The following is a 22,725-nucleotide window of genomic DNA, read 5'->3' as shown; positions in this document are numbered from 1 at the left end:
GCGGGCCGTAATCTTGCCAAAATGGCATGATAGGCATAGCGAGAATTCATGATGCGTTTTGTGGCGTAGCTCACAGTTTAATTGTATGATGAATGCATCAACATCAACGAGAATGCACTATGGGCAACCTATTTAACCTGTGTTGGAAATATGTCAGGGCGATCGTGCTGATCTACCTCAGCCTGTTCGCCGGTAACGCCATTGCGGCGGTGCTGCCGATCGCCATTCCCGGCAGCATTATCGGGATGTTGATCCTGTTTGCCCTGCTCTCTTCACAAATTCTACCGGCCAAATGGGTCAAGCCTGGCTGCCATCTGTTTATCCGCTATATGGTGCTGCTGTTCGTGCCAATCGGCGTCGGTATCATGAAGTATTACGACCAGATAGTTGACGATTTGGCTCCGCTAATCGTGTCTTGCCTGATCAGTACGCTGCTGGTGTTTGTGGTGGTTGGCTATACTTCACATTACTTCCACCGCGAGCGTCCCATCCTCGGTAAAGCAAAAGATGCGGGGGATGAGCAATGATGCAAAATATCTGGTGGTCCTTACCACTGACCCTGGTGGTGTTTTACGCGGCACGCAAGCTGGCGCAAAAGCTCCACATGCCGTTGCTGAACCCATTATTGGTCTCGATGGCGGTGATTATCCCGCTGCTGTTGCTGACCGGCATTCCGTATGAACGCTATTTTCAAGGCAGCAAAATCCTCAACGATCTGCTGCAACCGGCGGTGGTCGCCCTTGCCTTTCCGCTATACGAGCAGATCCATCAGATCCGCGCGCGTTGGAAATCCATCATCACCGTCTGTTTTATTGGCAGCATGACCGCAATGATCAGCGGCGGTGCCATTGCCCTGCTGATGGGGGCCAAACCCGAGATTGCCGCCTCGATCTTGCCCAAATCGGTGACGACTCCGATAGCCATGGCGGTAGCCGAGTCGATTGGCGGCATCCCGGCCATCAGCGCGGTGTGCGTAATTTTTGTCGGTATTCTGGGGGCGGTTTTTGGCCATTCGCTGCTTAGCCTGTTGCGGATCAACACCAATTCATCGCGCGGTTTGGCGATGGGTACCGCCTCGCATGCGTTGGGTACAGCACGCTGCGTAGAAATGGATTACCAACAGGGCGCATTCAGTTCGCTGGCTCTGGTTATCTGCGGGATTATCACTTCCCTGACCGCGCCGTTTGTGTTCCCGATATTGTTGCGACTGTTTGGTTAACGGCTAAAAACTTGCGATATGTCTCGCATTTATGGTTTTCATTGCACTGGTTTCATTAAAAAATAGATATAAATCACATTTTGTTGTGGGCCGGTTGCCTAGAATGTTAACCCGTTAACTTGTAGAGAGACTTCCTTATGCATTCTCGCTTTCACTCCGCCTACAGCGAATTGCCTGCGGCCTTGCAATCCGCCCTGCTGCCCTATTTAGATGCACCTGATTTCGCAGCCATGTTCAAGGCCGAGCAGATTGCGGCGATCAAGCAACAGTGCGGGTTGGATGACGATGCTCTGGCCTTTGCTCTGCTGCCATTGGCGGCGGCCTGCTCGTTAACGCCGATTTCGCATTTCCACGTTGGGGCGGTGGCACGTGGCGTCAGCGGCAACTGGTATTTTGGTGGCAACATGGAATTCCGTGGTGCGCCTATGCAACAAACCGTGCATGCGGAACAGTGCGCTGTCACGCATGCTTGGTTGCGTGGCGAAGCCAAACTGGTTGCGGTCACCGTCAACTACTCACCCTGCGGCCACTGCCGCCAGTTTATGAATGAGCTTAACAGCGGCACCGAGTTGGAGATCCACCTGCCTGCACGGGCAACCGCCACGCTGGGTGATTACCTGCCTTACTCCTTCGGCCCGAAAGATCTGCAAATCAGCGAGTTGCTGATGGATCCGGTCGATCACGGTTTCCAACTGACGCTGGATGATGAACTGGCGAAAGCTGCCCTGGATGCCGCCAACCGCAGCCATGCCCCTTACAGCACTGCCCATAGCGGCGTAGCGCTGGAAGCCGAAGACGGCAAGGTTTACGCTGGCCGCTATGCAGAAAATGCCGCGTTCAACCCTAGCCTGCCGCCATTGCAGGCCGCCCTGATCCTGATGAATGTCTCCGGTGGCGATTGCCAGAAAATCCGTCGTGCCGTATTGGCAGAAGCGGAAGGCGCAATCCTGACCCAGTGGGATGCCACCCGCGCCACCCTGGCGGCCTTGGGCTGCGAAGACGTCCAACGCGTCACCTTCTGATCCCTCAGGCGGAGCCACCGTGCTCCGCCGCAATCCGTCTAAAAAACCAGCAACAAGCGACAATTCCTCATTATTTACTAACAAATGCTGTACATATTTTGCCGATCTCTTAGGATCGGCAGTAATAAAGCTTACCCTAGGCAAAGAGTAAAACTGATGGAACTGGAATACGAAAGCAAACGCCCTCTCTACATCCCCTACGCTGGCCCCATTCTGTTGGAGTTCCCGTTACTGAACAAAGGCAGCGCCTTTTCCGAAGAAGAGCGCAGTAACTTCAACCTGCACGGCCTGCTGCCGGAAGCGATAGAAACCATCGAAGAACAGGTGGAACGCGCTTACCGTCAGTATCAGGATTTCAAGAACGATAACGACAAGCACATCTACCTGCGCAATATCCAGGACACCAACGAAACGCTGTTCTATCGCCTGCTGGATTCGCACCTGAGCGAGATGATGCCCATCATCTATACGCCAACCGTGGGCGAAGCCTGTGAGCATTTCTCTGATATCTATCGCCGCGCACGTGGGCTGTTTATCTCCTACCCGAACCGCGATCGCATCGACGATATGCTGCAAAACGCCACCAAGCAGAACGTTAAGGTGATTGTGGTCACCGACGGGGAACGCATCCTTGGCCTGGGCGACCAGGGCATCGGGGGCATGGGTATTCCAATCGGTAAACTCTCTCTGTACACCGCCTGTGGCGGCATCAGCCCGGCCTATACCTTGCCGGTGGTGCTGGACGTGGGTACCAACAACCCGCAGCGCCTGAACGATCCGCTCTATATGGGGTGGCGTCATCCGCGTATTTCTGGCGATGAATATCACGCCTTTGTGGAAGAATTCATCCAGGCGGTGAAACGCCGTTGGCCGAACGTGCTGTTACAGTTTGAAGATTTCGCCCAGAACAACGCCACACCGCTGCTTAATCGCTATCGTGATGAGCTGTGCTGCTTTAACGACGATATCCAAGGCACCGCCGCCGTGACGCTGGGCAGCCTGATTGCCGCCAGCCGTGCTGCTGGTAGCCAACTACGCGATCAAACCGTTGCCTTCCTGGGTGCCGGTTCCGCAGGTTGTGGTATTGCCGAGCAGATCATTGCCCAGATGAAATCCGAAGGATTGAGCGAAGAAGAAGCCCGCGCCCGCGTGTTCATGGTTGACCGCTTTGGCCTGCTGACGGATAAGCTGCCGAACCTGCTCGATTTCCAGAGCAAACTGGTGCAGAAAAGTGCCAGTCTGCAGCAATGGCAGGTGGAGAGCGATGCGATCTCCCTGCTGGAAGTAGTGCGCAACGCCAAGCCGACCGTGCTGATCGGCGTCTCTGGCCAGCCGGGGCTGTTTACCGAAGAGCTGATCCGTGAGATGCACCAGCATTGCCCGCGCCCGATCGTGATGCCGCTGTCCAACCCAACTTCCCGCGTGGAAGCCCGGCCAGAAGATATCATCAACTGGACCGACGGTGCCGCACTGGTCGCCACCGGTAGCCCGTTCTCACCGGTAACCTATAAAGACCAGTTGTTCCCGATTGCCCAGTGCAACAACTCCTATATCTTCCCGGGGATTGGGCTTGGCGTATTGGCTGCAGGGGCAAAACGGGTCACCGATGCCATGCTGATGGCTGCCAGCCGTGCCCTAGCCGACTGCTCTCCTCTAGCTACCGACGGCCACGGCGCACTGCTGCCGAATATCGATGATATTCAGGGCGTATCCAAATGCATCGCGATGGAAGTGGGTAAAGCCGCTCAGTTGCAGGGTGTCGCCGTGGTGACGTCGGAAGAGGCGTTGTCTAAAGCCATTGAGCATAACTTCTGGCGTCCGCAGTATCGTATCTACAAGCGTACCTCGTTCTAAGTTCCTCACCGGGCCTGTTAGTCAGGCCCGGTTCTCACGCCTAGACAAGATTATGCTGAAAAATGCAGCGTAACCGCTGCGGTAAACGGCTCATTGCTTGCGTCTGCCGGGCAGGTAAAGTAGCCTTGAGTCTTACTTTAGCCCTCGTTCGCGCAAGGCATCAACATGTGGAAACGCCTGATAATTAGCCTGTTCATCATCATTTCGGTGCTGATGCTGTCGGCTATCGCGCTCGATCGCTGGATAAGCTGGAAAACCGCGCCTTACATTTACGAAGAAATGCAAACGCTACCACACCGTCAGGTGGGGGTGGTGCTTGGCACCTCCAAATATTACCGTACCGGAGTGCTTAACCAATATTACCGCTACCGTATTCAAGGGGCGATCAACGCCTATAACAGCGGCAAGGTGAAGTACCTGCTGCTGAGCGGCGATAATGCCCAGCAAAGCTACAACGAGCCGATGACCATGCGCCGCGATCTGCTGGCCGCTGGCGTTGCGCCTAGCGATATCGTGCTCGACTACGCCGGTTTCCGTACCCTCGACTCCATCGTTCGTACGCGCAAGGTGTTCGATACCAACGACTTCATCATCATCACCCAGCGATTCCACTGCGAGCGCGCCCTGTTTATCGCCCTGCATATGGGCATTCAGGCGCAATGCTATGCGGTACCTTCGCCAAAAAACATGATGACGGTGCGCGTACGCGAGATCTTTGCCCGCCTGGGAGCCTTGACCGATCTGTATATCCTCAAGCGTGAGCCCCGCTTCCTTGGCCCATTAATCCCGATATCTGCGATGCACAAGGTGCCGGAAGATGCGCCGGGTTACCCGGCTGTGTCGCCGGAGCAGTTGGTAGAGCTGGAGCACAAGCTGGCGGCAGAAAAGGTTAAGGCTCAGCAGCAGAAGAAAAGCTGAGTTTGACCTCACGCTTCAGCGATCGCCCCTCACCCTAACCCTCTCCCAAAGGGCGAGGGGACCGTACGTGCCACAGATTAACTCCTGCGTCTGACCACAACACCGAATGCGTCATGGCCACAAATAAACTCCTGTCCCTGAACGCAGCTCCGTTCTGCCCCCTCTCCTTTTTGGGGAGAGGGTTGGGGTGAGGGGGAACAGCGACGACTGGAATAACACTAAGATGGCATATCTGCCGTGTTACATAGCAAAAGCAAAACGGCCAGCAGATGCTGGCCGTTATCGTAAAGCGCAAAACAGACTTATTTTTTCTTGGCGTACTTCAGGGAGTCCAACGCTACCGCGAAGATGATAATGCTACCCTTGATAATGTACTGCCAGTAAGGGTTCACGCCGATATAGGTCAGGCCGTAGTTGATGACGGTAAAGATGATCACCCCGGTCACCACGCCCAGCACCGTACCTACCCCACCGGCGAACGACACCCCGCCGACCACACAGGCCGCGATGGCATCCAGTTCATACATAAAGCCGAGGTTGTTGGTGGCACTACCGATACGGCCCGCCTCCAGTAAACCGCCAAAGGCATAGAACACCCCGGACAGCGCATAAATCATGATCAGGTTCAGCGGGACGTTGACGCCAGAGACTTTCGCCGCTTCCGGGTTGCCGCCGATGGCGAAGATATTCTTGCCGAAGCGGGTTTTATTCCACAGCACCCAGACAAAGGCGATCGCAATAATGGCGTAGAAGGTGATATATGACAGCTTGAAGTCACCGAATCGCAAGAATCCTTGGGCAAAGGTGGAGAATTTCGGATCGAAACCGGCCACCGGTGAAGCCCCCACGTAATCGTAATACAGGGAGTTGATCCCATAAACGATGATCATGGTGCCCAACGTGGTGATAAACGGCGTCACGTTGAGATAGGCGATAATCAAGCCGTTGACCAGGCCAATCACCGCGCCCACGGCGCAAACCAGCAAGATCACCAGCGGGATCGACCAGGTTTCCATCTGCGGGAACACTTTGTTGACGTTATCCATCGATTGCAGCAGGGTCGCGGCAATCACCGCTGCCAACCCTACCTGACGCCCGGCGGAAAGGTCTGTCCCCTGCGTGACGATCAGCCCGGCCACGCCCAGCGCAATGATAATACGCACCGAGGATTGGGTCAGGATATTACTCAGGTTCATCAGGCTTAAAAAGGTTGGGTCCTGGATAATAATAATCGCCAGTAACACCAACAGGACCAGATAAATGCCACCCTCTTTAAAATAGGTGAACAAGGTTTTTTTATTTAGTGCGCTCATAATTACGATCCTTAAAGATGCAAGGAGGCTAGCCGCAATATTTCATTTTGCGAGGTCTGTTTGGTATTCACAATGCCCGCAACCTGACCATTACTCATCACCAATATTCTGTCGGTAATTCCCAAAAGCTCCGGCATTTCGGAAGAGATTATAATGATCCCCTTGCCCTTCTTCGCCAATTCGGTCATTAACTGGTAAATTTCAAACTTGGCCCCCACGTCGATACCGCGCGTTGGCTCATCCATCATCAGGATTTCCGGCTGTGTCAGCAGCCAGCGACCAATGATCACCTTTTGCTGATTACCGCCGGAAAGCGAACCGATATTGGTATGGTGGCCCGGCGTTTTCACCCGCATGGCATCGATCACCCATTGGGTGTCGCTTTTCATCCGGTTATTATCCAGCAGGCCCATCTTGTTTTTGTATTGCCGAATATTGGCAATCAACGAGTTAAAGCCAATATTCAGGTAAGCATAAATACCGGTGGAACGACGCTCTTCCGTCACCAGGGCAAAACCGTGGTTGATGGCTTCGTTAGCACTGTTATTGTTGATATTTTTACCGTGCAGCTTGATGGTGCCGGCCACCTTCTCGCGGATGCCAAACAGGGTTTCCACAATGTCGGTGCGCTTGGCGCCCACCAGCCCGGCAATGCCCAGGATCTCCCCCTGATGCAGATCGAAAGAGATATCGCGGATCGAAGGCTGGCGCAAAGAGGTCAGGCCTTTCACCTCTAAAATCACCTCTCCCGGCGTATTCTGACGATCGGGGAAACGCTGGCTCAGCGAACGCCCAACCATCATCGAGATAATCTTGTCCATATCCAGCCCTTCCAGCGGCTGGGTGGCGATCCATTGGCCGTCGCGCAGAATGGTGATTTCATCGCATAGCTGGAAGATCTCCTCCATCTTGTGCGAGATATACACGATGCCGCAGCCACGGTCTTTCAGCTTACGGATAATGGTGAACAGATGATTCACCTCCTTCTCGGTCAGAGAAGAAGTTGGCTCATCCATAATCACAATTTTAGCGTTGTAGGAGAACGCCTTGGCAATTTCGATCATCTGCATCTGGGATACCGACAGCGTGCCGACTTTGGCACGGGGATCGATATCGATATCCAGTTCGTCGAAAATTTCCTTGGTGTCTTTGTACATCTTGTCCTGATCGACAAACAGCCCTTTGGTCGGGTAGCGCCCCAGCCACATGTTGTCCATCACGGTACGTTGCAACACCAGGTTCAGTTCCTGGTGCACCATCGAAACGCCCTGCTCCAACGCCTCTTTGGAACTTTTGAAATCGACTTCCTGCCCCTGAAACAGAATACTGCCGGAGTCTTTTTTATAAATGCCAAACAGGCATTTTAATAAGGTGGATTTTCCGGCGCCGTTCTCCCCCATTAGTGCATGAATGGAGTTTGGACGTACGCGTAAATTCACTTTGTCTAATGCCTTTACGCCGGGAAACGACTTACTGATATCCGTCATTTCCAGTAGCCACTCACGAGAGTTTTCGGCCATAAATAGTCCTGGCTAATTCTGGAACCAGCACTCTCCCAAGCTGGCTTGCAGCAGTGGAGAATTAACGGGTTCTTCTAATAAGTTCCCCCGCCTAAATACCGGCGGGGGCATTTCTCTCTATCTCGGTTTATTTCACGAACTGAGACAGGTTATCTTTATCTACACCCACGTAAGGAATACGCACGATTTTATCGACGATCTTCCATTGGGTGCCGTCAGCGGCAGGTTTGCCCGCGGCTAAGTTCTTCGCCAGATCGAAGGTCGCCTTTGCCTGATTGTCGGCATCGTTCAGCACGGTACCGGCCATCGCCCCGGATTTCACCATTGCCAGTGCTTCTGGCAGGGCATCGACACCAAAGACCGGAATGCTGCTCTTGTTGTGAGCTTTCAGGGCTTCAACCGCCCCCATGGCCATCGCATCGTTGTTGGCGATTACCACTTCGATCTTGTTGGCGTTAGGGCCAGACAGCCAGGCGTCCATCTTGTCTTTTGCCTGAGCGGTATCCCACATCGCGGTGTCCATCTGCAGTTGCTGAGTCTTGTCGCCTTTTTCATTCAGCGTTTTGATCACGTAGGTGGTACGCGCTTCTGCATCCGGGTGGCCCGGCTCACCTTTCAACAGCACATATTGGATCTGGCCGTCTTTGTTCAGATCCCAGGCAGGGTTGGCTTTCCAGTGTTTGGCAATCAGTTCGCCCTGGATCACGCCAGACTCTTTAGAGTCGGTACCGACGTAATAGGCTTTGTCGTAGCTATCCAACGCCTTGCGAGAAGGTTCTTTGTTGTAGAACACCACCGGGATATCGTTGGCACGCGCCTTGTCAATCACCACCGGAGCAGCGGCAGGGTCCACCAGGTTGATCGCCAGCGCTTTTACGCCTTTGGCAATCAGCACGTCGATCTGGTCATTCTGCTTGGACTGGTCATTCTGTGAGTCATTCATCAGCAGCGTGACATCCGGAGAAGCCTTGGCATCTTTCTCGATCGCCTTACGCACCACCGACATAAAGTTGTCGTCATATTTGTAAATCGTGACGCCAATGCGGGTATCAGCATGCGCAGCTGCGCCAAACATCATGCTTGCGGCCAGCGCGGCCAGGGTGAAAACCTTCTTATTCATTGTCTGTCTCCGGTTTGTAGAGGGTCGTACTCGGTATTAAGCCTTTAGCCACAATGCACACAGTTGGGCGTGGCAGTTTCAAAAGAATTCCTGTCATCCATGTTGCTTGTTATTCCTGTGATGCTGTGTCAGCGCCAGATTAAAAGTTTGGCTGGCAAGAGCCTTTGCGCTGGAAAACGACTAGAGCATAGACGGCACTATGTTAATAATCTGTGAATTTTCTCACAGATTGAAAACGGTTACACAATATTAAATGTTCAGAGAGTGACCGAAGCCTCACTTTGCCACGGCGCGACAGAGTGGCGGCGTACCAGCGTCGGCATGAACAGGTGTGAAGCCTGAGGTTCAAGCAGCCCGGCAGCGCCCTTCAGCGCCAGCTCCGTAGCCAGGGTGGCCATTGAAACGATCGGATAACGGATGGTGGTCAGCTTGGGGCTGGTATAGCGGGCAATGGGGATATCATCAAACCCCACCAGCGAGAAATGCTGCGGCACTGTGATACCGTTTTCTTTCAGCACCGCCATCGCACCGGCTGCCATGGCGTCGTTATAGGCGAATACCGCGCTCAGGTGCAGGTTGCGGCCCAGCAGTTCAACCATTGCCGCTTCACCGCCTTGCAAATCCGGTGAGCCGTAGGCCCGCCAGCTATCCGGTGGGGAAAAACCGGCCGCGGCCATCGCCTGGCTATAGCCTTGCTGGCGCAGCGGGCCGTCTTCGATGGGGTGATCGGAACCCAGATAACCGATCCGCTGATGCCCCTGCGAGAGCAGCAAGCGCATGGCAACTTCTGCGCCAAACACATTGTTCAGGCCAACGCAGCGGTGCTCATAGCCCGTTACAATTCTGTTAATTAACACCATGCCCGGGATCTGATCCATAAAGGCGATCAGTTCCGCGTCGCCTAACGCTTTTGCATGAACAATCAAGGCATTGCAGCGTTGACGGATCAGCACCTCGATGGCATGGCGTTCTTTGTCCGCCTGATGGTAACTGTTGCCGATCAGCAGATATTTGTGGTTTTGCTGCGCCACCGTGTCTACCGCTTTCACTAACGCGCCGAAGAACGGATCGGAGACATCCATCACCACCACGCCCAGCGTTTCACTGCTCTGGGTAGCCAACGCCTGCGCGTTGGCGTTTGGCCGATAACCCAGTTCCGCCACCGCCTTCAGCACCTGTTCGCGGGTCTCTTTGCTGGTCAGGGCACTGTTGTTCAACACTCGCGAGACGGTAGCGACGGACACACCCGCACGCTTCGCCACATCGCGAATGGTGGTTGAATGCACAGAATTCATGAAACGTCCCGAGGTCGACAGAGTAGACAGTGGCGCTATCCTACCCCGTTTGTCATCCTCCTCAGCGTGAATTCCGTCACAGGAAAGAAAACGTTTACATACAATTTTTTAACCTACCTGCGCCAGATCTCATTTTGTCGGCTGACGGAGACTTTCGCCCGCAGCAAGGGAAGTGAGCTTGCGCCATAGCCATTCCATCGGGCCCTGTGCGAAGTAACGCAGCCACAGCGTGGAAAACAGCAGGTTGGCCAGCCACACCAAGGGAACGACCGCCAATAGCTGCAAACGGTCGAGCTGTTGATAGAGGCCAAAATGAAAGAATAGCGTGCTGCAAATCAGGGTTTGTAGCAGGTAATTACTTAGCGCCATCCGCCCAACCTGGGTTAACCAGTGGCTGATACGCAGGCGGGAAAGCGTTGGCCAAAAACCGTAGACCAGAGCCAGGTAGCCAATGGCCTGCAGCGGCGAACCCAACTCACGCGGCACCTGCAACAGAAAGCCACTCCAGCGATAATCCCAATTCAGCTGCCACTGCAACAGCACACCGGGCAACTGGATCAGCAATGAAAGCGGTATCAGCCAGGCGGCCTGACGGCGGTAGTAAGCCGGTGAATAGCTGTTACGCAGCCAACCGCTGCGCATCATGCCTGCACCAAACAGCATCAGCCCGGCCAATTGCCAGCCATACTGCGCACCGATGGCTATCAGGCTGGAAGAGAGCAGATCCAGACGGCTGCGCCAGGCTTCCGGGCCGCCTTGCAGCTTCCAGAACTTCTCATACTGCAATTCGGCCACGCTCGGCTGCCAGAAACTGCCCGGCTCACCGTGAGAGATAAACCCTAGCAGCAGCAACACCGCCACGCCGATCAGATACAGCACCGCACCGGTTTTCAACAGGGTGAAGGTATTCTGTGCGTCACGGATCATCCGCCAGCACACCAGGCCGATCAGCCCGTAGGCCAGCAGGATGTCCCCATCCCATAAGAAAATGGCGTGCCCGAGACCAATCAGGACCAACCAGGATAACCGGGCGCGGATCCAGACTTTGCCCCGCCGTAGCAGCAGTTGCAGCCCGGCCCCAAACAGCAGCGCGAACATGGCAAGGAACTTGACCTGAGCGAACAGATCCAACAGTGCCCAGGTCCAGACATCGCGTGTAGAGGGCATCCCCAGATAGGCAGGGTTGAGGTAGGCGACTTTCGGCAGGCCAAATGCGCTGATATTCAGCAGCAGAATGCCAAGGATGGCGATACCGCGTACGCAGTCCAGCGTAGCAATGCGTGGTAGCCGGGGAGTTTCGTTAGCGTTCATGTTATTCCGCTGTATTTCTATCAGTAAAAAGGCGCCCACAGGCGCCTTCATCGTCACAGCTCAGCCATCAACCGTGATGGTGACGCACCGCACGCAGGAACTCCTGGCGCGTATTCTGGCTGGATTTGAACAGCCCGCCCAGCGACGTGGTAGTGGTAGCACTGGTAGCGTCACGAATACCACGAGCTTTAACACAGTAATGCACTGCATCGATCGATACCGCCACGTTGTTGGTGCCTAACAGCGTTTGCAACGCCACCAGGATCTGCTGAGTCAGCCGCTCCTGTACCTGTGGGCGACGGGCAAAGAACTGCACGATGCGGTTGATTTTCGACAGGCCAATCACCGAGTCTTTAGGAATATACGCCACGGTGGCTTTACCATCGATGGTGACAAAGTGATGTTCGCAGGTGCTGGTCAAGGTAATATCACGCACCGTTACCATTTCGTCCACTTTCATCTTGTTTTCGATGACGGTGATCTTCGGGAAGTTGGCGTAATCCAGACCGGAGAAGATCTCATCGACATACATTTTCGCAATACGGTGTGGCGTTTCTGCCAGGCTGTCGTCGGACAGATCGAGGTTCAACAGCTGCATGATTTCCGTCATGTGCTCTTTGATACGGCGCTTGCGCGTCTCGCGATCCAACACTTCCCCACATAACGGGGTTTCCAGGCCGCGCGCTTCAAGCGCCGCGTGCACCAGTGCAGCTTCATTACTTAACGATGTCATGGCGATGTATCTCCAGCAGGCGGCCCCGGCAATATCCCCGTGGTCTTTCAAATTGCAGCGTTATTATTGGCTGTTGGTTACTTGCCCCGTGTGATGAGGACGCAGTATACAGCGCCCCTACAAATCCAGGGAAAGAGCTAACTGCAGCTTGAAAGACGACGGATAGATAACGTGAACCCGATCAATATTTTCCCCCACTCTAGAGGAGAGTGAGACGTTTATCCAGTGATTGTGTTTCATCCTGGTATGAAAAATCCGCATCCAGCCCGTAGCAGGCTGGCTGCGGCTATCCCACATTTTTTGTATGTATTTTACTCAAGATAAAGTTGGCTTGTTTGCCGTGGCCCGCGCCGGGGTATTGATCACCAGCACACCGGCGATCACCAGCCCCAGTACCGCCACATACAGCGCGGGTTCCAGGCGATGCGTCAGTGCCGTTGACACCGCCGAGAGCATCGGGCCAACCAACTGGCCGATGGCATAACCCGTGGTCAACAACCCGGCCATATAACGTGCGTGATTCGGAGCCAATTCCCTACCGTGCTGGATAGATAGCTGTACCACGCTGAGGAACCCACCGCCGGTTAGCATAGCCCCTATTGCCAGGCCGGTAACGCCCGGCACCACTTCGGCACAAAGCACGCCCAGCGCCTGTACCCACAGCGTGATCGCCAGGCGGGTCTGCGTGGTGAGCCGATGACGGGTTGCAATCCCGATGATAATCCCCAGCACCGCCGCACCGCCAAAAATCGGCCAGACAAACTGGGCGAACAGGCTTTCAGGGAAGCGGGCCGCCGCCATCTGTGACAGGAAGGTCGCAGGCAGGATATAGCCAAAGCCCGCCAGGCTGTAGCTCCACACCAGGCGCTTTAATGCCGGGGTGAGCACCAGTGGCTCAGGCTTCACATCGGGACGATGCAGCTCCCCTGCCCTTGGCAAATTAATGCTGATCGCGGCAATTAACACTAATGCCAATGCGCCATATACCAGCCAGGCCTGCGAAGCGCTCAAGCCCCAACTGTTGATCGCCACCGCCAGCATGCCGCTGATGAATATCCCGGCCCCAGGCCCGGCAAATACCGCCGCACTCAACGCGGGGCGGCCATAATGCGCCAACCGCTCGTTAGTCCAGGCCGCCACCAACACCATCGACCAACCGCTGGCCCAACCAATCGCAAAGCGCACTGCACCGTGCAACCACTCCCCCGATACCAAGGCAGACAGCAGCGTCAGTGCCACCGCTCCCCACACGCCAAGCCAAAGGCGGCGCTCCACATGGCGGCTGGCACGCATCGCATCATAGGCACCGCACAGGTAGCCCAGGTAGTTCAACGCCGCTACCAGCCCGGCCCCGGTCAGAGTGAACTGGTGCTCAGCAATCATCAGCGGCACCTGCGGGGTAAAGGCAAACCGGCCAATCCCCATCGCCACGATCAAAGCAATAAAACCACTCAAGGCTATTTTTAGCGCCATCGCTGTATCCAACCTGTTAAAAGAAAGTTGCGGCTAGCATGCCGCAGTATTACACTCACAAAAACTGAATAATACTCATCAAGTTCATCACGAAAAGAGAAGGTTATGGATCTCACCCAACTGCGCATGTTCTGCTGCGTGGCCGAAACTGGCTCCGTCGCCCGTGCCGCCGAGCAACTGCACCGCGTGCCGTCAAACTTGACCACGCGCCTGCGCCAGCTCGAGCAGGAACTGGGCACCGATCTGTTTATCCGTGAGAAGCAGCGTCTGCGTCTCTCGCCGATGGGCCATAATTTTCTCTGCTACGCCCACCGCATTCTGGCGCTGAGTGAAGAAGCCATGAGCATCACCCATGCCGGGGAACCGGCCGGTAACTTTGCGCTTGGCTCGATGGAAAGCACCGCCGCCACCCGGCTACCTACTTTGCTGGCAGCTTATCATCAGCGATTCCCGCAGGTTTCCCTTTCGCTGGCTACCGGCACCTCCGGGGAAATCATCGAGCGTGTACGCGCGGGAACCTTGGCTGCCGCCTTGGTAGATGGCCCGTTGCAACATGATGAACTGAACGGCTGTGTCGCTTTCCCCGAACGCATGGTGGTGATCACCTGCCTGGATCATCCGCCCATTCACAGCGCTCAGGATGTCAAAGGGGAAACCCTGTTTGCCTTCCGCGCCAGCTGCTCTTATCGCCTGCGCCTGGAGTCCTGGTTCAAGCGTGACGGTTCATTGCCAGGCACCATCATGGAGATCCAGTCTTATCACTCCATGCTGGCCTGCGTGGCCAGCGGTGCCGGGCTGGCGATGATCCCATATTCGGTGCTCAACCTGCTGCCCGGCTACAAGCGAGTCAAAGTTCATTCACTCCCTGCCGACATTGCCGAAACTGCTACCTGGCTGTTATGGCGGCGTGATGCGTTTGGGCCAAACGTCCGCGTGTTAAAACAACTGATTATAGAACAGGCTGAAAGTTCGGAGGCGGATGCTGAGTCCATCCTCCTGACAGAGTAGTGGCGCCGCAAGTGCTGCCCATTCAGATATCAATGAATTAATTCGGGTCGAACATGTTCGACCCCCTAAAAGTAACGATTAGGAGAACATGATGGAATTTATCAAAACCCGTGCTGCCGTGGCTTGGGGACCTAACCAGCCGCTGAAGATTGAAGAAGTCGATCTGATGCCGCCACAGAAAGGTGAAGTGCTGGTGCGCATCGTCGCTACCGGCGTTTGCCATACCGATGCCTATACCCTGTCAGGCAAAGATCCGGAAGGCGTGTTCCCGGCGATCCTGGGCCACGAAGGCGGCGGCATAGTCGAAGCGATCGGCGAAGGCGTGACCAGCGTTGCCGTCGGCGACCACGTGATCCCGCTGTACACCCCAGAATGCGGCGAGTGCAAATTCTGTAAATCCGGCAAAACCAACCTGTGTCAGGCCATCCGTGCCACCCAGGGCAAGGGTCTGATGCCAGACGGCACCACTCGCTTCTTTAAAGACGGCAAGCCGATTTTCCACTACATGGGCACCTCCACCTTTGCTGAACGCACCGTAGTACCAGAAATCTCACTGGCAAAAATCAGCAAAGAAGCGCCGTTGGAAGAGGTTTGTCTACTTGGTTGTGGCGTCACCACCGGCATGGGTGCAGTGATCAACACCGCCAAGGTCAAGGCTGGCGATACCGTGGCTATCTTCGGCCTGGGCGGCATCGGGCTGTCGGCGATTATCGGCGCTCAGATGGCCGGTGCCAGCCGCATCATCGGTATCGATCTCAACACCAGCAAGTTCGAACTGGCTCGCAAGCTGGGCGCGACCGACCTGATCAATCCAAAAGATTACGATAAACCTATCCAGGACGTGATCGTCGAGCTGACCGACGGCGGGGTCGACTTCTCCTTTGAATGTATCGGCAACGTCAACGTGATGCGTTCAGCGCTGGAGTGCTGCCACAAGGGCTGGGGTGAGTCGGTCATTATCGGCGTTGCCGGTGCCGGCGAAGAGATCGCGACCCGTCCGTTCCAACTGGTGACTGGCCGCGTCTGGCGCGGTTCCGCCTTTGGTGGCGTGAAAGGCCGCAGCCAACTGCCGGGGATCGTGCAGCGTTATCTGGACGGCGAGTTCGCACTGAACGACTTTATCACTCATACCATGGGGCTGGAGCAGATCAACGAAGCGTTCGATCTGATGCATGAAGGCAAATCGATCCGTTCCGTGATCCATTTCGATAAATAAGCCAGGAGGCAGAGGATGACGATGTCATTAGAACTTCTCGAAGAGCACCGCATGTTCGGTGGTTGGCAACAACGTTACCGTCACGCGGCGCAGAGCCTGAATTGCAACATGACGTTCAGTATCTATCTGCCACCACCGCGCGACGATAACCCGCCGCCGGTGCTGTATTGGCTGTCGGGGCTGACCTGCAATGATGAAAACTTCACGTTGAAGGCCGGTGCCCAGCGCGTTGCCGCAGAATTAGGGTTGGTGCTGGTGATGGCAGATACCAGCCCACGCGGCGATGAGGTGCCGAATGACGAAGGTTACGATCTGGGCCAGGGGGCGGGGTTCTACCTCAATGCCACTCAGGCACCTTGGGATCAGCACTTTCGCATGTATGACTACATCAGCGATGAACTGCCAGCGCTGATCAAGCAGCATTTCAGCGTCAGCGATCGTCAATCCATTGCGGGCCACTCGATGGGCGGCCATGGTGCGTTAATGATGGCAATGCGTAATCCGCAGCGTTTTCGTTCGGCGTCGGCCTTTGCGCCGATCGTCAACCCTTGCCAGGTGCCTTGGGGCCGTAAAGCCTTTGCGGCCTATCTGGGGGATGACGAAACGCAGTGGCTGCAATATGACAGTTGCCATTTGCTGGCCAGAGGGGCGGAACAGTTGCCGATGTTGATTGACCAAGGAGATGGGGATCAGTTTCTGGCGGATCAGCTGCAACCGGCCAAGCTGGCGGAGTTGGCACGCCAGCGCGACTGGCCACTAACCCTGCGCATCCAGCCGGGTTACGACCACAGCTACTTCACCATCGCTACCTTTATCGAAGATCATCTGCGTTTTCATGCCGAGCATCTGTTTAAATAGTCGATACCCCCCTCACCCTAACCCTCTCCCTCAAGGGAGAGGGGACCGATCGAGTAAGTTTGAAAATGCAGTGACGCACCTTGGATGAAGGAGTGATCGAATTTGCTGAGATAGCCTCTTTAACTTCCAAAAGAGCAGGGACTTTCAGCTCCCTCTCCCTGTGGGAGAGGGTTGGGGTGAGGGGTCATCCCTTCAGTTTCGGATCCAATGCATCACGTAGCCCATCGCCTAACAGGTTAAACGCCAGTACGGTAAAAAAGATTGCCAGGCTGGGGAAAATCGCCACATGCGGGGCAATCACCATATCCGCCCGCGCTTCATTGAGCATCGCGCCCCATTCCGGCGTTGGCGGCTGCGCCCCCAATCCCAAGAACGACAGGCTGGCAGCAGTAATGATTGAAGTACCGATACGCATGGTGAAATAAACCACGATCGACGAGATGGTGCCCGGCAAGATATGCCGCAGGATGATGGTCCAGTCCGAAGCGCCGATGCTGCGCGCCGATTCAATGTAGGTCAGGTGCTTCAGCACCAGAGTATTGCCACGCACCAGGCGCGCAAACGCCGGAATGCTGAAGATGGCCACGGCGACAATCACGTTGGCCATGCCGCTGCCCATGATCGCCACCACGCCAATCGCCAGCAGAATACCGGGGAAGGCAAACAGCACATCGCTGATACGCATAACGATGCGATCCCACCAGCCTTCGTAATAGCCCGCCAGCAGCCCGAGCACCGTGCCAATCACGCTGCCAACCAGCACCGAGAACACCCCGGCGGCCAAAGAGATCCGCGCGCCCATCAGAATACGGCTGAAAATATCCCGGCCCAGCGAATCTACCCCGAGCCAGTGCACCAGCGAAGGCCCCTCATTGAGCCGATCGTAATCAAAGAAGTTTTCCGCATCAAAAGGCACCAGATGCGGTGCCAGCAGCGCAGCGGCCACCAGCAGCAACACAAACACGCCGGCCACCATTGCGACCTGCTGGCGACGAAAGCGCCGCCAGAACTCATGCCAAGGCGTACGCACCGCGTTGGGATTAATCACCGGCATTGCCTTGAGCGCGGCATTACGCCGCCAATACTTCATCATACGGCCTGCCTATTGGTAACGAATCGAAGGGTTGATTGCCGCATACAGCATATCCACCAACAGATTAATCAGAATAAATTCCAGCGAGAACAGCAGCACTTCGGCCTGGATCACCGGGTAATCGCGCATTTCTACCGAATCCACCAGCAGGCGCCCCAACCCCGGCCAGTTAAATACCTTCTCGACCACGATCGAGCCACCCAGCAGGAAACCAAACTGTAGGCCCATCATGGTGATCACCGGGATCATGGCGTTGCGTAGCCCGTGTTTGACGATCACCAGTGTCTCCGGCACGCCCTTGGCGCGGGCGGTGCGCATGTAATCTTCCTGCATCACCTCAACGAACGAGGCGCGGGTGAAGCGGGCCATCACCGCCGCTACCGCAGCGCCCAGCGTGATTGAAGGCAAGATGTAATGCAGCCAAGTATCCGCTCCGACCGTCGGCAGCCAGCCGAGGTTGACCGAGAACACCTGCATCAGCAACATCCCCAACGCAAAGGCCGGGAAAGAGATGCCCGACACGGCCAGCGTCATCCCCAGCCGATCCGGCCAGCGGTTGCGCCATACGGCGGAAATCATGCCGATCGCCATGCCAAAAATCACCGCCCACACCATGCTGGCGATGGTCAGCCAGAAGGTTGGCATAAAGCGCGAAGCGATCTCTTCACTGACCGGGCGTTTTGACACCATCGACGTGCCGAAATCGCCCTGCAAAATATTGACAAAGAAATGCACAAACTGCTGTGGCAACGGCTTGTCCAGCCCCAGATCCTGGCGCACCAGTTGGACGACGGCTTCGTCGGCCTCCGGCCCCGCGGCCAACCGCGCCGGATCGCCCGGCAGCATGTGGACAAACAAGAACACCAGCACGGCCACGATCAGCAGCGTCGGGATCAGGCCCAGCAGGCGTTTTAGAAAATAATTAAGCATTCCCCTCACCCTAACCCTCTCCCACAGGGAGAGGGGACTGAATGTGCTACTAATTAAGTTCCGTTGCTAACCTCACCACCGGAACAGTGCCATAAATTAACGCCTGTAACTGTTCACAACACCCATCTGCTCTCTCCCACAAGGAGAGGGGACTGAATGTGCTACTAATTAAGTTCCGTTGCTAACCTCACCACCGGAACAGTGCCATAAATTAACGCCTGTAACTGTTCACAACACCCATCTGCTCTCTCCCACAAGGAGAGGGGACTGAATGTGCTACTGATTAAGTTCCGTTGCTAACCTCACCACCGGAACAGTGCCATAAATTAACGCCTGTAACAGCTCACAACACCCATCTGCTCCCTCTCCCTGTGGGAGAGGGTTGGGGTGAGGGCTTATTTCAAGTCCGCGTTATCAAAGTTAAACGAGGTGTCCGGCATCACATAGAAGCCGCTCAGCTGTTTGTTGTTGGCAGACAGCAGGCGCTCGGTCACCAGGAAAATCCATGGTGCGTCGGCCCAGATGCGGTCTTGTGCATCTTTGTACAGCGCCTGTTTCTGGGCACGATCGGTGGTGGCCAACGCGTCGGCCAGATCCTTATCGACCTGCGGATTGCTGTAGAACGCAGTGTTGAATTGCTTAGGCGGTGCAGATTGAGTGGCGAACAGCGGCGTCAGCGCCCAATCGGCTTCGCCGGTCGAGGCAGACCAGCCGGTATAGAACATACGCACGCCGGTATCCTTCACGCCCACGCTTTCCACCTGCGCCGCACGTTGGCCCGCATCCATCGCGGTGACGGTCACTTTGACCCCGACCTGCGCCAGCTGCTGTTGAGCAAACTGCAACACTTTCTGCGCGGTACTGTGGTTATGGGAAGACCACAGCGTGGTAGTAAACCCATTCGGATAGCCCGCTTCTTTCAGCAGCTCACGCGCCTTGGCTGGATCGTATGGCCAAGCGTTGTAGCGGGTAGCAAAATCAATGGCCGGAGGCACCGGACCTTCCGCCGGCACGGCAAAGCCGGAGAACGCCACCTTAATCAGCGCGTCCTTGTTGATCGCATAGTTCAGTGCCTGGCGCACCTTCGGGTTATCGAACGGCTTCTGCGTCACGTTCATGCTGATGTAGCGTTGCAGGATCGACGGCGCGGCCACCAAATCCAGCTTGCTGTTTTTCTCCAGCACCTTGGCTTGCTCATAAGGGATTGGGAAAGCAAAGGTCGCTTCGCCGGTTTGCAGCATCGCCGCACGGGTGTTGTTATCCACTACTGGCCGCCAGGTGATGCTGTCCAGCTTCGGTAAGCCCGCTTTCCAATAGCCGTCGAATTTCTTCACTTTCACATAGTCGGTCTGGTTCCAGGTTTCGAACTGGTAAGGGCCGGTACCCACCGGATGGAAACCGATCTCCTTGCCATACTGCTTGAGGGCCGCCGGGGAAATCATCGCCGCCGCCGGGTGCGCCAGGTTGTTGATAAACGCCGAGAATGGAGCTTTCAGCACGACCTTGACCGTGGTGGGATCGACCACTTCGGTTTTATCGAGCATCTTGAACAGGTTGTAGCGTTTCAGGCGATTATCCGGGTTACTGGCGCGATCCAGGTTAACCTTGACCGCTTCGGCATCGAATGCGCTGCCGTCGTGGAATTTAACCCCCGGCTGGAGCTTGATGGTGTAGGTCAGACCGTCTTTGCTGACGTCGTAACTGTCCGCCAGGACGTTCACCAGCTTCATATCCTTATCAAAGCCAAACAGCCCCTGATAGAAGGATTTGGCGACCGCCTGCGACAAGGTGTCGTTGGCATCGTACGGGTCGAGCGTGGTGAAGTTGGACGCTACGGCAATCACCGCATCTTTGGCAGCCCAAGCCGGGCCAGCAGCGGCAGCCAGCAGTACGGCGGCCAAAACATTACGCTTGAATGTGTGCTTAGTCATATCGCTTAACTCTCCTGAGGCAAGGCTAAAAAGCACCGGCAATAGGGTGACGGGCCACAAAGTGCCCTGGCCCTACCTGCACTAAAGGTGCGGTAACGGGTTCATCGTGCAGCCCACGGATCGGGCTGGGTATTTCATCCACCAGCAACGGCTGACGTTTATGCGCATGGGTTGGATCGGCCACCGGCACGGCGGCCATCAGCTTACGGGTATAGGCATGCTGCGGGTTTTCAAACACCGCGCGGCGTGGGCCGATCTCAACAATCTGGCCCAGATACATCACCGCGACGCGATGGCAGACTCGTTCCACTACTGCCATATCGTGGGAAATAAACAGAAATGCGATGCCCAATTCACGCTGTAAATCGAGCAGCAGATTGACAATTTGCGCCTGAATCGACACGTCCAGCGCGGAGACCGCCTCATCGGCAATCACCACTTTCGGATTGAGTGCCAACGCGCGGGCAATGCAGATACGCTGGCGTTGGCCACCGGAGAACTCATGCGGATAACGCCGCGCATGCTCCGGCTTCAGCCCTACCCGCTCCAATAGCCAGGCCACCCGTTTTTCAGCCTCCGCCCCGCGAGCAACGTTGTGCACCAGCAACGGCTCCATGATGGAGAAACCAACGGTAAGCCGTGGGTCCAGGGAAGCGTAAGGGTCTTGAAAGATAAACTGAATATCACGGCGTAAATGCTGTAAGGCAGAGCCTTTCAAGCGGTTGATCTGTTGGCCGTTGAAGGTAATGGTGCCGCGTTGGCTATCGACCAGTTTTAACAGTGAGCGGCCGGTGGTGGATTTGCCACAGCCGGATTCGCCGACCAACCCCAACGTTTCGCTGGGATAGAGGTCGAAGCTGATATTTTCCACCGCATGCACACGGCGCGTGACGCGGTTGAGAATGCCGCTGCGCAGATCGAAGCGCGTGACCAGATTTTCTACCTGCAAGATCGGCGTAGCTCCTGCGGGTATGGTGTCTTGCGGCTGGTCGTTATCGTCAACACCAGCTAACGGAAATTTTGCCGGGAAGTCTTTATCTGCCATCGCGCCCAGCTGTGGCACGGCGGCCAACAAAGCTTGAGTGTAAGGCTGCTGTGGAGCGGCGAACAGCGAGCGCACCTCCCCCTGTTCCACCTTTTCGCCTTGGTGCATCACCAGTACCCGATCGGCAATCTCCGCCACCACGCCCATATCGTGGGTAATGAAGATCACCCCCATGTGCATTTCCTGCTGCAACACGCGGATCAGTTGCAGGATTTGCGCCTGAATGGTGACGTCCAGCGCAGTGGTGGGTTCATCGGCAATCAGCAGCGCCGGTTTGCACGACAGCGCCATGGCAATCATCACCCGCTGGCGCATCCCGCCAGACAGTTGATGCGGATAGCGGCCAAGGACGTTTTTGGCCTCGGGAATACGTACCAGATCGAGCATACGCAGCGCTTCGCGGTTAGCGCTGCGGTGATCCATCCCCTGATGCAGACGCAGAGATTCGGCGATCTGCTCCCCCACCGGAAACACCGGGTTGAGCGAGGTCATCGGTTCTTGAAAAATCATCGCCATATCGGCGCCGCGTAAGGTTCGCAAGGTGCTCTGCTTTGCCTTGGCCAGATCGAGCACCTGACCGTTACGCCGGCGAAAATGCATCGCGCCGCTGGTCAACTCACCGCCGCCCTGCTCGACCAGACGCATCAACGCCAGTGAGGTGACCGACTTGCCGGAGCCGGATTCTCCAACGATCGCCAGTGTTTCGCCACGGTCGACGTCGAAATCCAGATGGCGCACCGCCTCAACGACGTCGCCTTCTTGGCGAAATTGTACGCACAGATCGCTCACCGCCAAGACGCGCTCGGGCGGTAAAATCAGCCCACGTTCTGCCTGTGGCTGGATGGCAGTATCGGTCATGCGCCCTC

At 55.8% G+C, this 22,725-nt stretch carries 19 protein-coding genes; 8 read left to right on the top strand and 11 right to left on the bottom strand.

Translation table 11 applies throughout. The annotated features are described in order from the left end of the window. The first annotated feature begins 119 nt into the window (after positions 1–119). The 5 genes from WN53_RS17075 to sanA all read left to right on the top strand — a co-directional run bounded on the left by WN53_RS17075 (position 120) and on the right by sanA (position 5,013). Entirely contained in the window at positions 120–527 is a 408-nt protein-coding gene (locus WN53_RS17075) for a CidA/LrgA family protein (protein WP_024485743.1), read from the top strand. Then, positions 524–1,219: a CidB/LrgB family autolysis modulator gene (locus tag WN53_RS17070; protein ID WP_021180583.1), complete on the top strand. Its 696-nt coding sequence runs from the start codon at positions 524–526 to the stop codon at positions 1,217–1,219. The genes WN53_RS17075 and WN53_RS17070 overlap by 4 nt, the downstream gene beginning before the upstream one ends. 137 nt (positions 1,220–1,356) lie before the next feature. Then, entirely contained in the window at positions 1,357–2,241 is an 885-nt protein-coding gene (gene cdd, locus WN53_RS17065) for a cytidine deaminase (RefSeq protein ID WP_024485744.1), read from the top strand. Between the two features lie 156 nt (positions 2,242–2,397). Continuing rightward, complete coding sequence (locus WN53_RS17060; RefSeq protein ID WP_024485745.1) at positions 2,398–4,095, top strand: NAD-dependent malic enzyme; 1,698 nt, start codon at positions 2,398–2,400, stop codon at positions 4,093–4,095. 165 nt (positions 4,096–4,260) lie between these two features. Beyond that, on the top strand, positions 4,261–5,013 hold the full coding sequence (gene sanA, locus WN53_RS17055) for an outer membrane permeability protein SanA (RefSeq protein ID WP_024485746.1): 753 nt from the start codon (positions 4,261–4,263) through the stop codon (positions 5,011–5,013). A 302-nt stretch (positions 5,014–5,315) separates the two neighbouring features. Here sanA and mglC read toward each other — a convergent pair whose 3' ends face one another. The 7 genes from mglC to WN53_RS17020 all read right to left on the bottom strand — a co-directional run bounded on the left by mglC (position 5,316) and on the right by WN53_RS17020 (position 13,778). Next, a complete protein-coding gene (gene mglC, locus WN53_RS17050; protein WP_046808124.1) occupies positions 5,316–6,326 on the bottom strand; it encodes a galactose/methyl galactoside ABC transporter permease MglC in 1,011 nt (336 codons plus the stop codon). A gap of 11 nt (positions 6,327–6,337) precedes the next feature. Next, positions 6,338–7,846: a galactose/methyl galactoside ABC transporter ATP-binding protein MglA gene (gene mglA / locus WN53_RS17045; protein WP_024485748.1), complete on the bottom strand. Its 1,509-nt coding sequence runs from the start codon at positions 7,844–7,846 to the stop codon at positions 6,338–6,340. Positions 7,847–7,973: 127 nt separating this feature from the next. Then, positions 7,974–8,966: a galactose/glucose ABC transporter substrate-binding protein MglB gene (mglB, locus tag WN53_RS17040; RefSeq protein WP_021180577.1), complete on the bottom strand. Its 993-nt coding sequence runs from the start codon at positions 8,964–8,966 to the stop codon at positions 7,974–7,976. Positions 8,967–9,223: 257 nt separating this feature from the next. Then, positions 9,224–10,261, bottom strand: coding sequence for an HTH-type transcriptional regulator GalS (galS, locus tag WN53_RS17035; protein ID WP_024485749.1), 1,038 nt, complete (start codon positions 10,259–10,261; stop codon positions 9,224–9,226). 129 nt (positions 10,262–10,390) lie between these two features. After that, positions 10,391–11,572 (bottom strand): DUF418 domain-containing protein YeiB, encoded by a 1,182-nt coding sequence (yeiB, locus tag WN53_RS17030; protein WP_024485750.1) that lies wholly within the window; start codon positions 11,570–11,572, stop codon positions 10,391–10,393. 67 nt (positions 11,573–11,639) lie between these two features. Continuing rightward, positions 11,640–12,305, bottom strand: coding sequence for a GTP cyclohydrolase I FolE (gene folE / locus WN53_RS17025; RefSeq protein WP_021180574.1), 666 nt, complete (start codon positions 12,303–12,305; stop codon positions 11,640–11,642). A gap of 315 nt (positions 12,306–12,620) precedes the next feature. Then, positions 12,621–13,778, bottom strand: coding sequence for a YbfB/YjiJ family MFS transporter (locus tag WN53_RS17020; protein WP_024485751.1), 1,158 nt, complete (start codon positions 13,776–13,778; stop codon positions 12,621–12,623). Positions 13,779–13,883: 105 nt separating this feature from the next. Here WN53_RS17020 and ptrR point away from each other — a divergent pair, with 105 nt between their 5' ends. The 3 genes from ptrR to fghA all read left to right on the top strand — a co-directional run bounded on the left by ptrR (position 13,884) and on the right by fghA (position 16,860). Next, entirely contained in the window at positions 13,884–14,786 is a 903-nt protein-coding gene (gene ptrR, locus WN53_RS17015; RefSeq protein ID WP_024485752.1) for a putrescine utilization regulator PtrR, read from the top strand. Between the two features lie 91 nt (positions 14,787–14,877). Next, positions 14,878–16,002 carry an S-(hydroxymethyl)glutathione dehydrogenase/class III alcohol dehydrogenase gene (locus tag WN53_RS17010; protein ID WP_024485753.1) on the top strand — a complete coding sequence of 375 codons (1,125 nt, stop codon included), beginning with the start codon at positions 14,878–14,880 and terminating at the stop codon, positions 16,000–16,002. A 15-nt stretch (positions 16,003–16,017) separates the two neighbouring features. Continuing rightward, on the top strand, positions 16,018–16,860 hold the full coding sequence (gene fghA, locus WN53_RS17005; RefSeq protein WP_024485754.1) for an S-formylglutathione hydrolase: 843 nt from the start codon (positions 16,018–16,020) through the stop codon (positions 16,858–16,860). 184 nt (positions 16,861–17,044) lie between these two features. Here the strand turns inward: fghA and gsiD are convergent, their stop codons facing one another. From gsiD to WN53_RS16985, 4 genes are all read right to left on the bottom strand, one after another. After that, complete coding sequence (gsiD, locus tag WN53_RS17000) at positions 17,045–17,950, bottom strand: glutathione ABC transporter permease GsiD (RefSeq protein WP_024485755.1); 906 nt, start codon at positions 17,948–17,950, stop codon at positions 17,045–17,047. Positions 17,951–17,962: 12 nt separating this feature from the next. Further along, entirely contained in the window at positions 17,963–18,883 is a 921-nt protein-coding gene (gene gsiC, locus WN53_RS16995; RefSeq protein WP_024485756.1) for a glutathione ABC transporter permease GsiC, read from the bottom strand. 395 nt (positions 18,884–19,278) lie between these two features. After that, positions 19,279–20,814: a glutathione ABC transporter substrate-binding protein GsiB gene (gsiB, locus tag WN53_RS16990; protein WP_024485987.1), complete on the bottom strand. Its 1,536-nt coding sequence runs from the start codon at positions 20,812–20,814 to the stop codon at positions 19,279–19,281. Positions 20,815–20,839: 25 nt separating this feature from the next. Continuing rightward, positions 20,840–22,717, bottom strand: coding sequence for a dipeptide ABC transporter ATP-binding protein (locus tag WN53_RS16985; RefSeq protein ID WP_024485986.1), 1,878 nt, complete (start codon positions 22,715–22,717; stop codon positions 20,840–20,842). Between the last annotated feature and the right edge of the window lie 8 nt (positions 22,718–22,725).

Origin of the sequence: Serratia fonticola (genome assembly GCF_001006005.1) — a bacterium.
In the GTDB taxonomy this organism is placed as follows: Bacteria; Pseudomonadota; Gammaproteobacteria; order Enterobacterales; family Enterobacteriaceae; genus Chania; species Chania fonticola.
Note: the sequence above shows the minus strand (reverse complement) of the source record. Positions and strands in the feature narration are given on the sequence as shown.

Bases quoted from the DNA above. Each gene is read 5' to 3' on its own strand.
- WN53_RS17075 (WP_024485743.1), top strand. From the start codon at position 120: ATGGGCAACCTATTTAACCTGTGTTGGAAATATGTCAGGGCGATCGTG.
- WN53_RS17070 (WP_021180583.1), top strand. From the start codon at position 524: ATGATGCAAAATATCTGGTGGTCCTTACCACTGACCCTGGTGGTGTTT.
- cdd (WP_024485744.1), top strand. From the start codon at position 1,357: ATGCATTCTCGCTTTCACTCCGCCTACAGCGAATTGCCTGCGGCCTTG.
- WN53_RS17060 (WP_024485745.1), top strand. From the start codon at position 2,398: ATGGAACTGGAATACGAAAGCAAACGCCCTCTCTACATCCCCTACGCT.
- sanA (WP_024485746.1), top strand. From the start codon at position 4,261: ATGTGGAAACGCCTGATAATTAGCCTGTTCATCATCATTTCGGTGCTG.
- mglC (WP_046808124.1), bottom strand. From the start codon at position 6,326: ATGAGCGCACTAAATAAAAAAACCTTGTTCACCTATTTTAAAGAGGGT.
- mglA (WP_024485748.1), bottom strand. From the start codon at position 7,846: ATGGCCGAAAACTCTCGTGAGTGGCTACTGGAAATGACGGATATCAGT.
- mglB (WP_021180577.1), bottom strand. From the start codon at position 8,966: ATGAATAAGAAGGTTTTCACCCTGGCCGCGCTGGCCGCAAGCATGATG.
- galS (WP_024485749.1), bottom strand. From the start codon at position 10,261: ATGAATTCTGTGCATTCAACCACCATTCGCGATGTGGCGAAGCGTGCG.
- yeiB (WP_024485750.1), bottom strand. From the start codon at position 11,572: ATGAACGCTAACGAAACTCCCCGGCTACCACGCATTGCTACGCTGGAC.
- folE (WP_021180574.1), bottom strand. From the start codon at position 12,305: ATGACATCGTTAAGTAATGAAGCTGCACTGGTGCACGCGGCGCTTGAA.
- WN53_RS17020 (WP_024485751.1), bottom strand. From the start codon at position 13,778: ATGGCGCTAAAAATAGCCTTGAGTGGTTTTATTGCTTTGATCGTGGCG.
- ptrR (WP_024485752.1), top strand. From the start codon at position 13,884: ATGGATCTCACCCAACTGCGCATGTTCTGCTGCGTGGCCGAAACTGGC.
- WN53_RS17010 (WP_024485753.1), top strand. From the start codon at position 14,878: ATGGAATTTATCAAAACCCGTGCTGCCGTGGCTTGGGGACCTAACCAG.
- fghA (WP_024485754.1), top strand. From the start codon at position 16,018: ATGACGATGTCATTAGAACTTCTCGAAGAGCACCGCATGTTCGGTGGT.
- gsiD (WP_024485755.1), bottom strand. From the start codon at position 17,950: ATGAAGTATTGGCGGCGTAATGCCGCGCTCAAGGCAATGCCGGTGATT.
- gsiC (WP_024485756.1), bottom strand. From the start codon at position 18,883: ATGCTTAATTATTTTCTAAAACGCCTGCTGGGCCTGATCCCGACGCTG.
- gsiB (WP_024485987.1), bottom strand. From the start codon at position 20,814: ATGACTAAGCACACATTCAAGCGTAATGTTTTGGCCGCCGTACTGCTG.
- WN53_RS16985 (WP_024485986.1), bottom strand. From the start codon at position 22,717: ATGACCGATACTGCCATCCAGCCACAGGCAGAACGTGGGCTGATTTTA.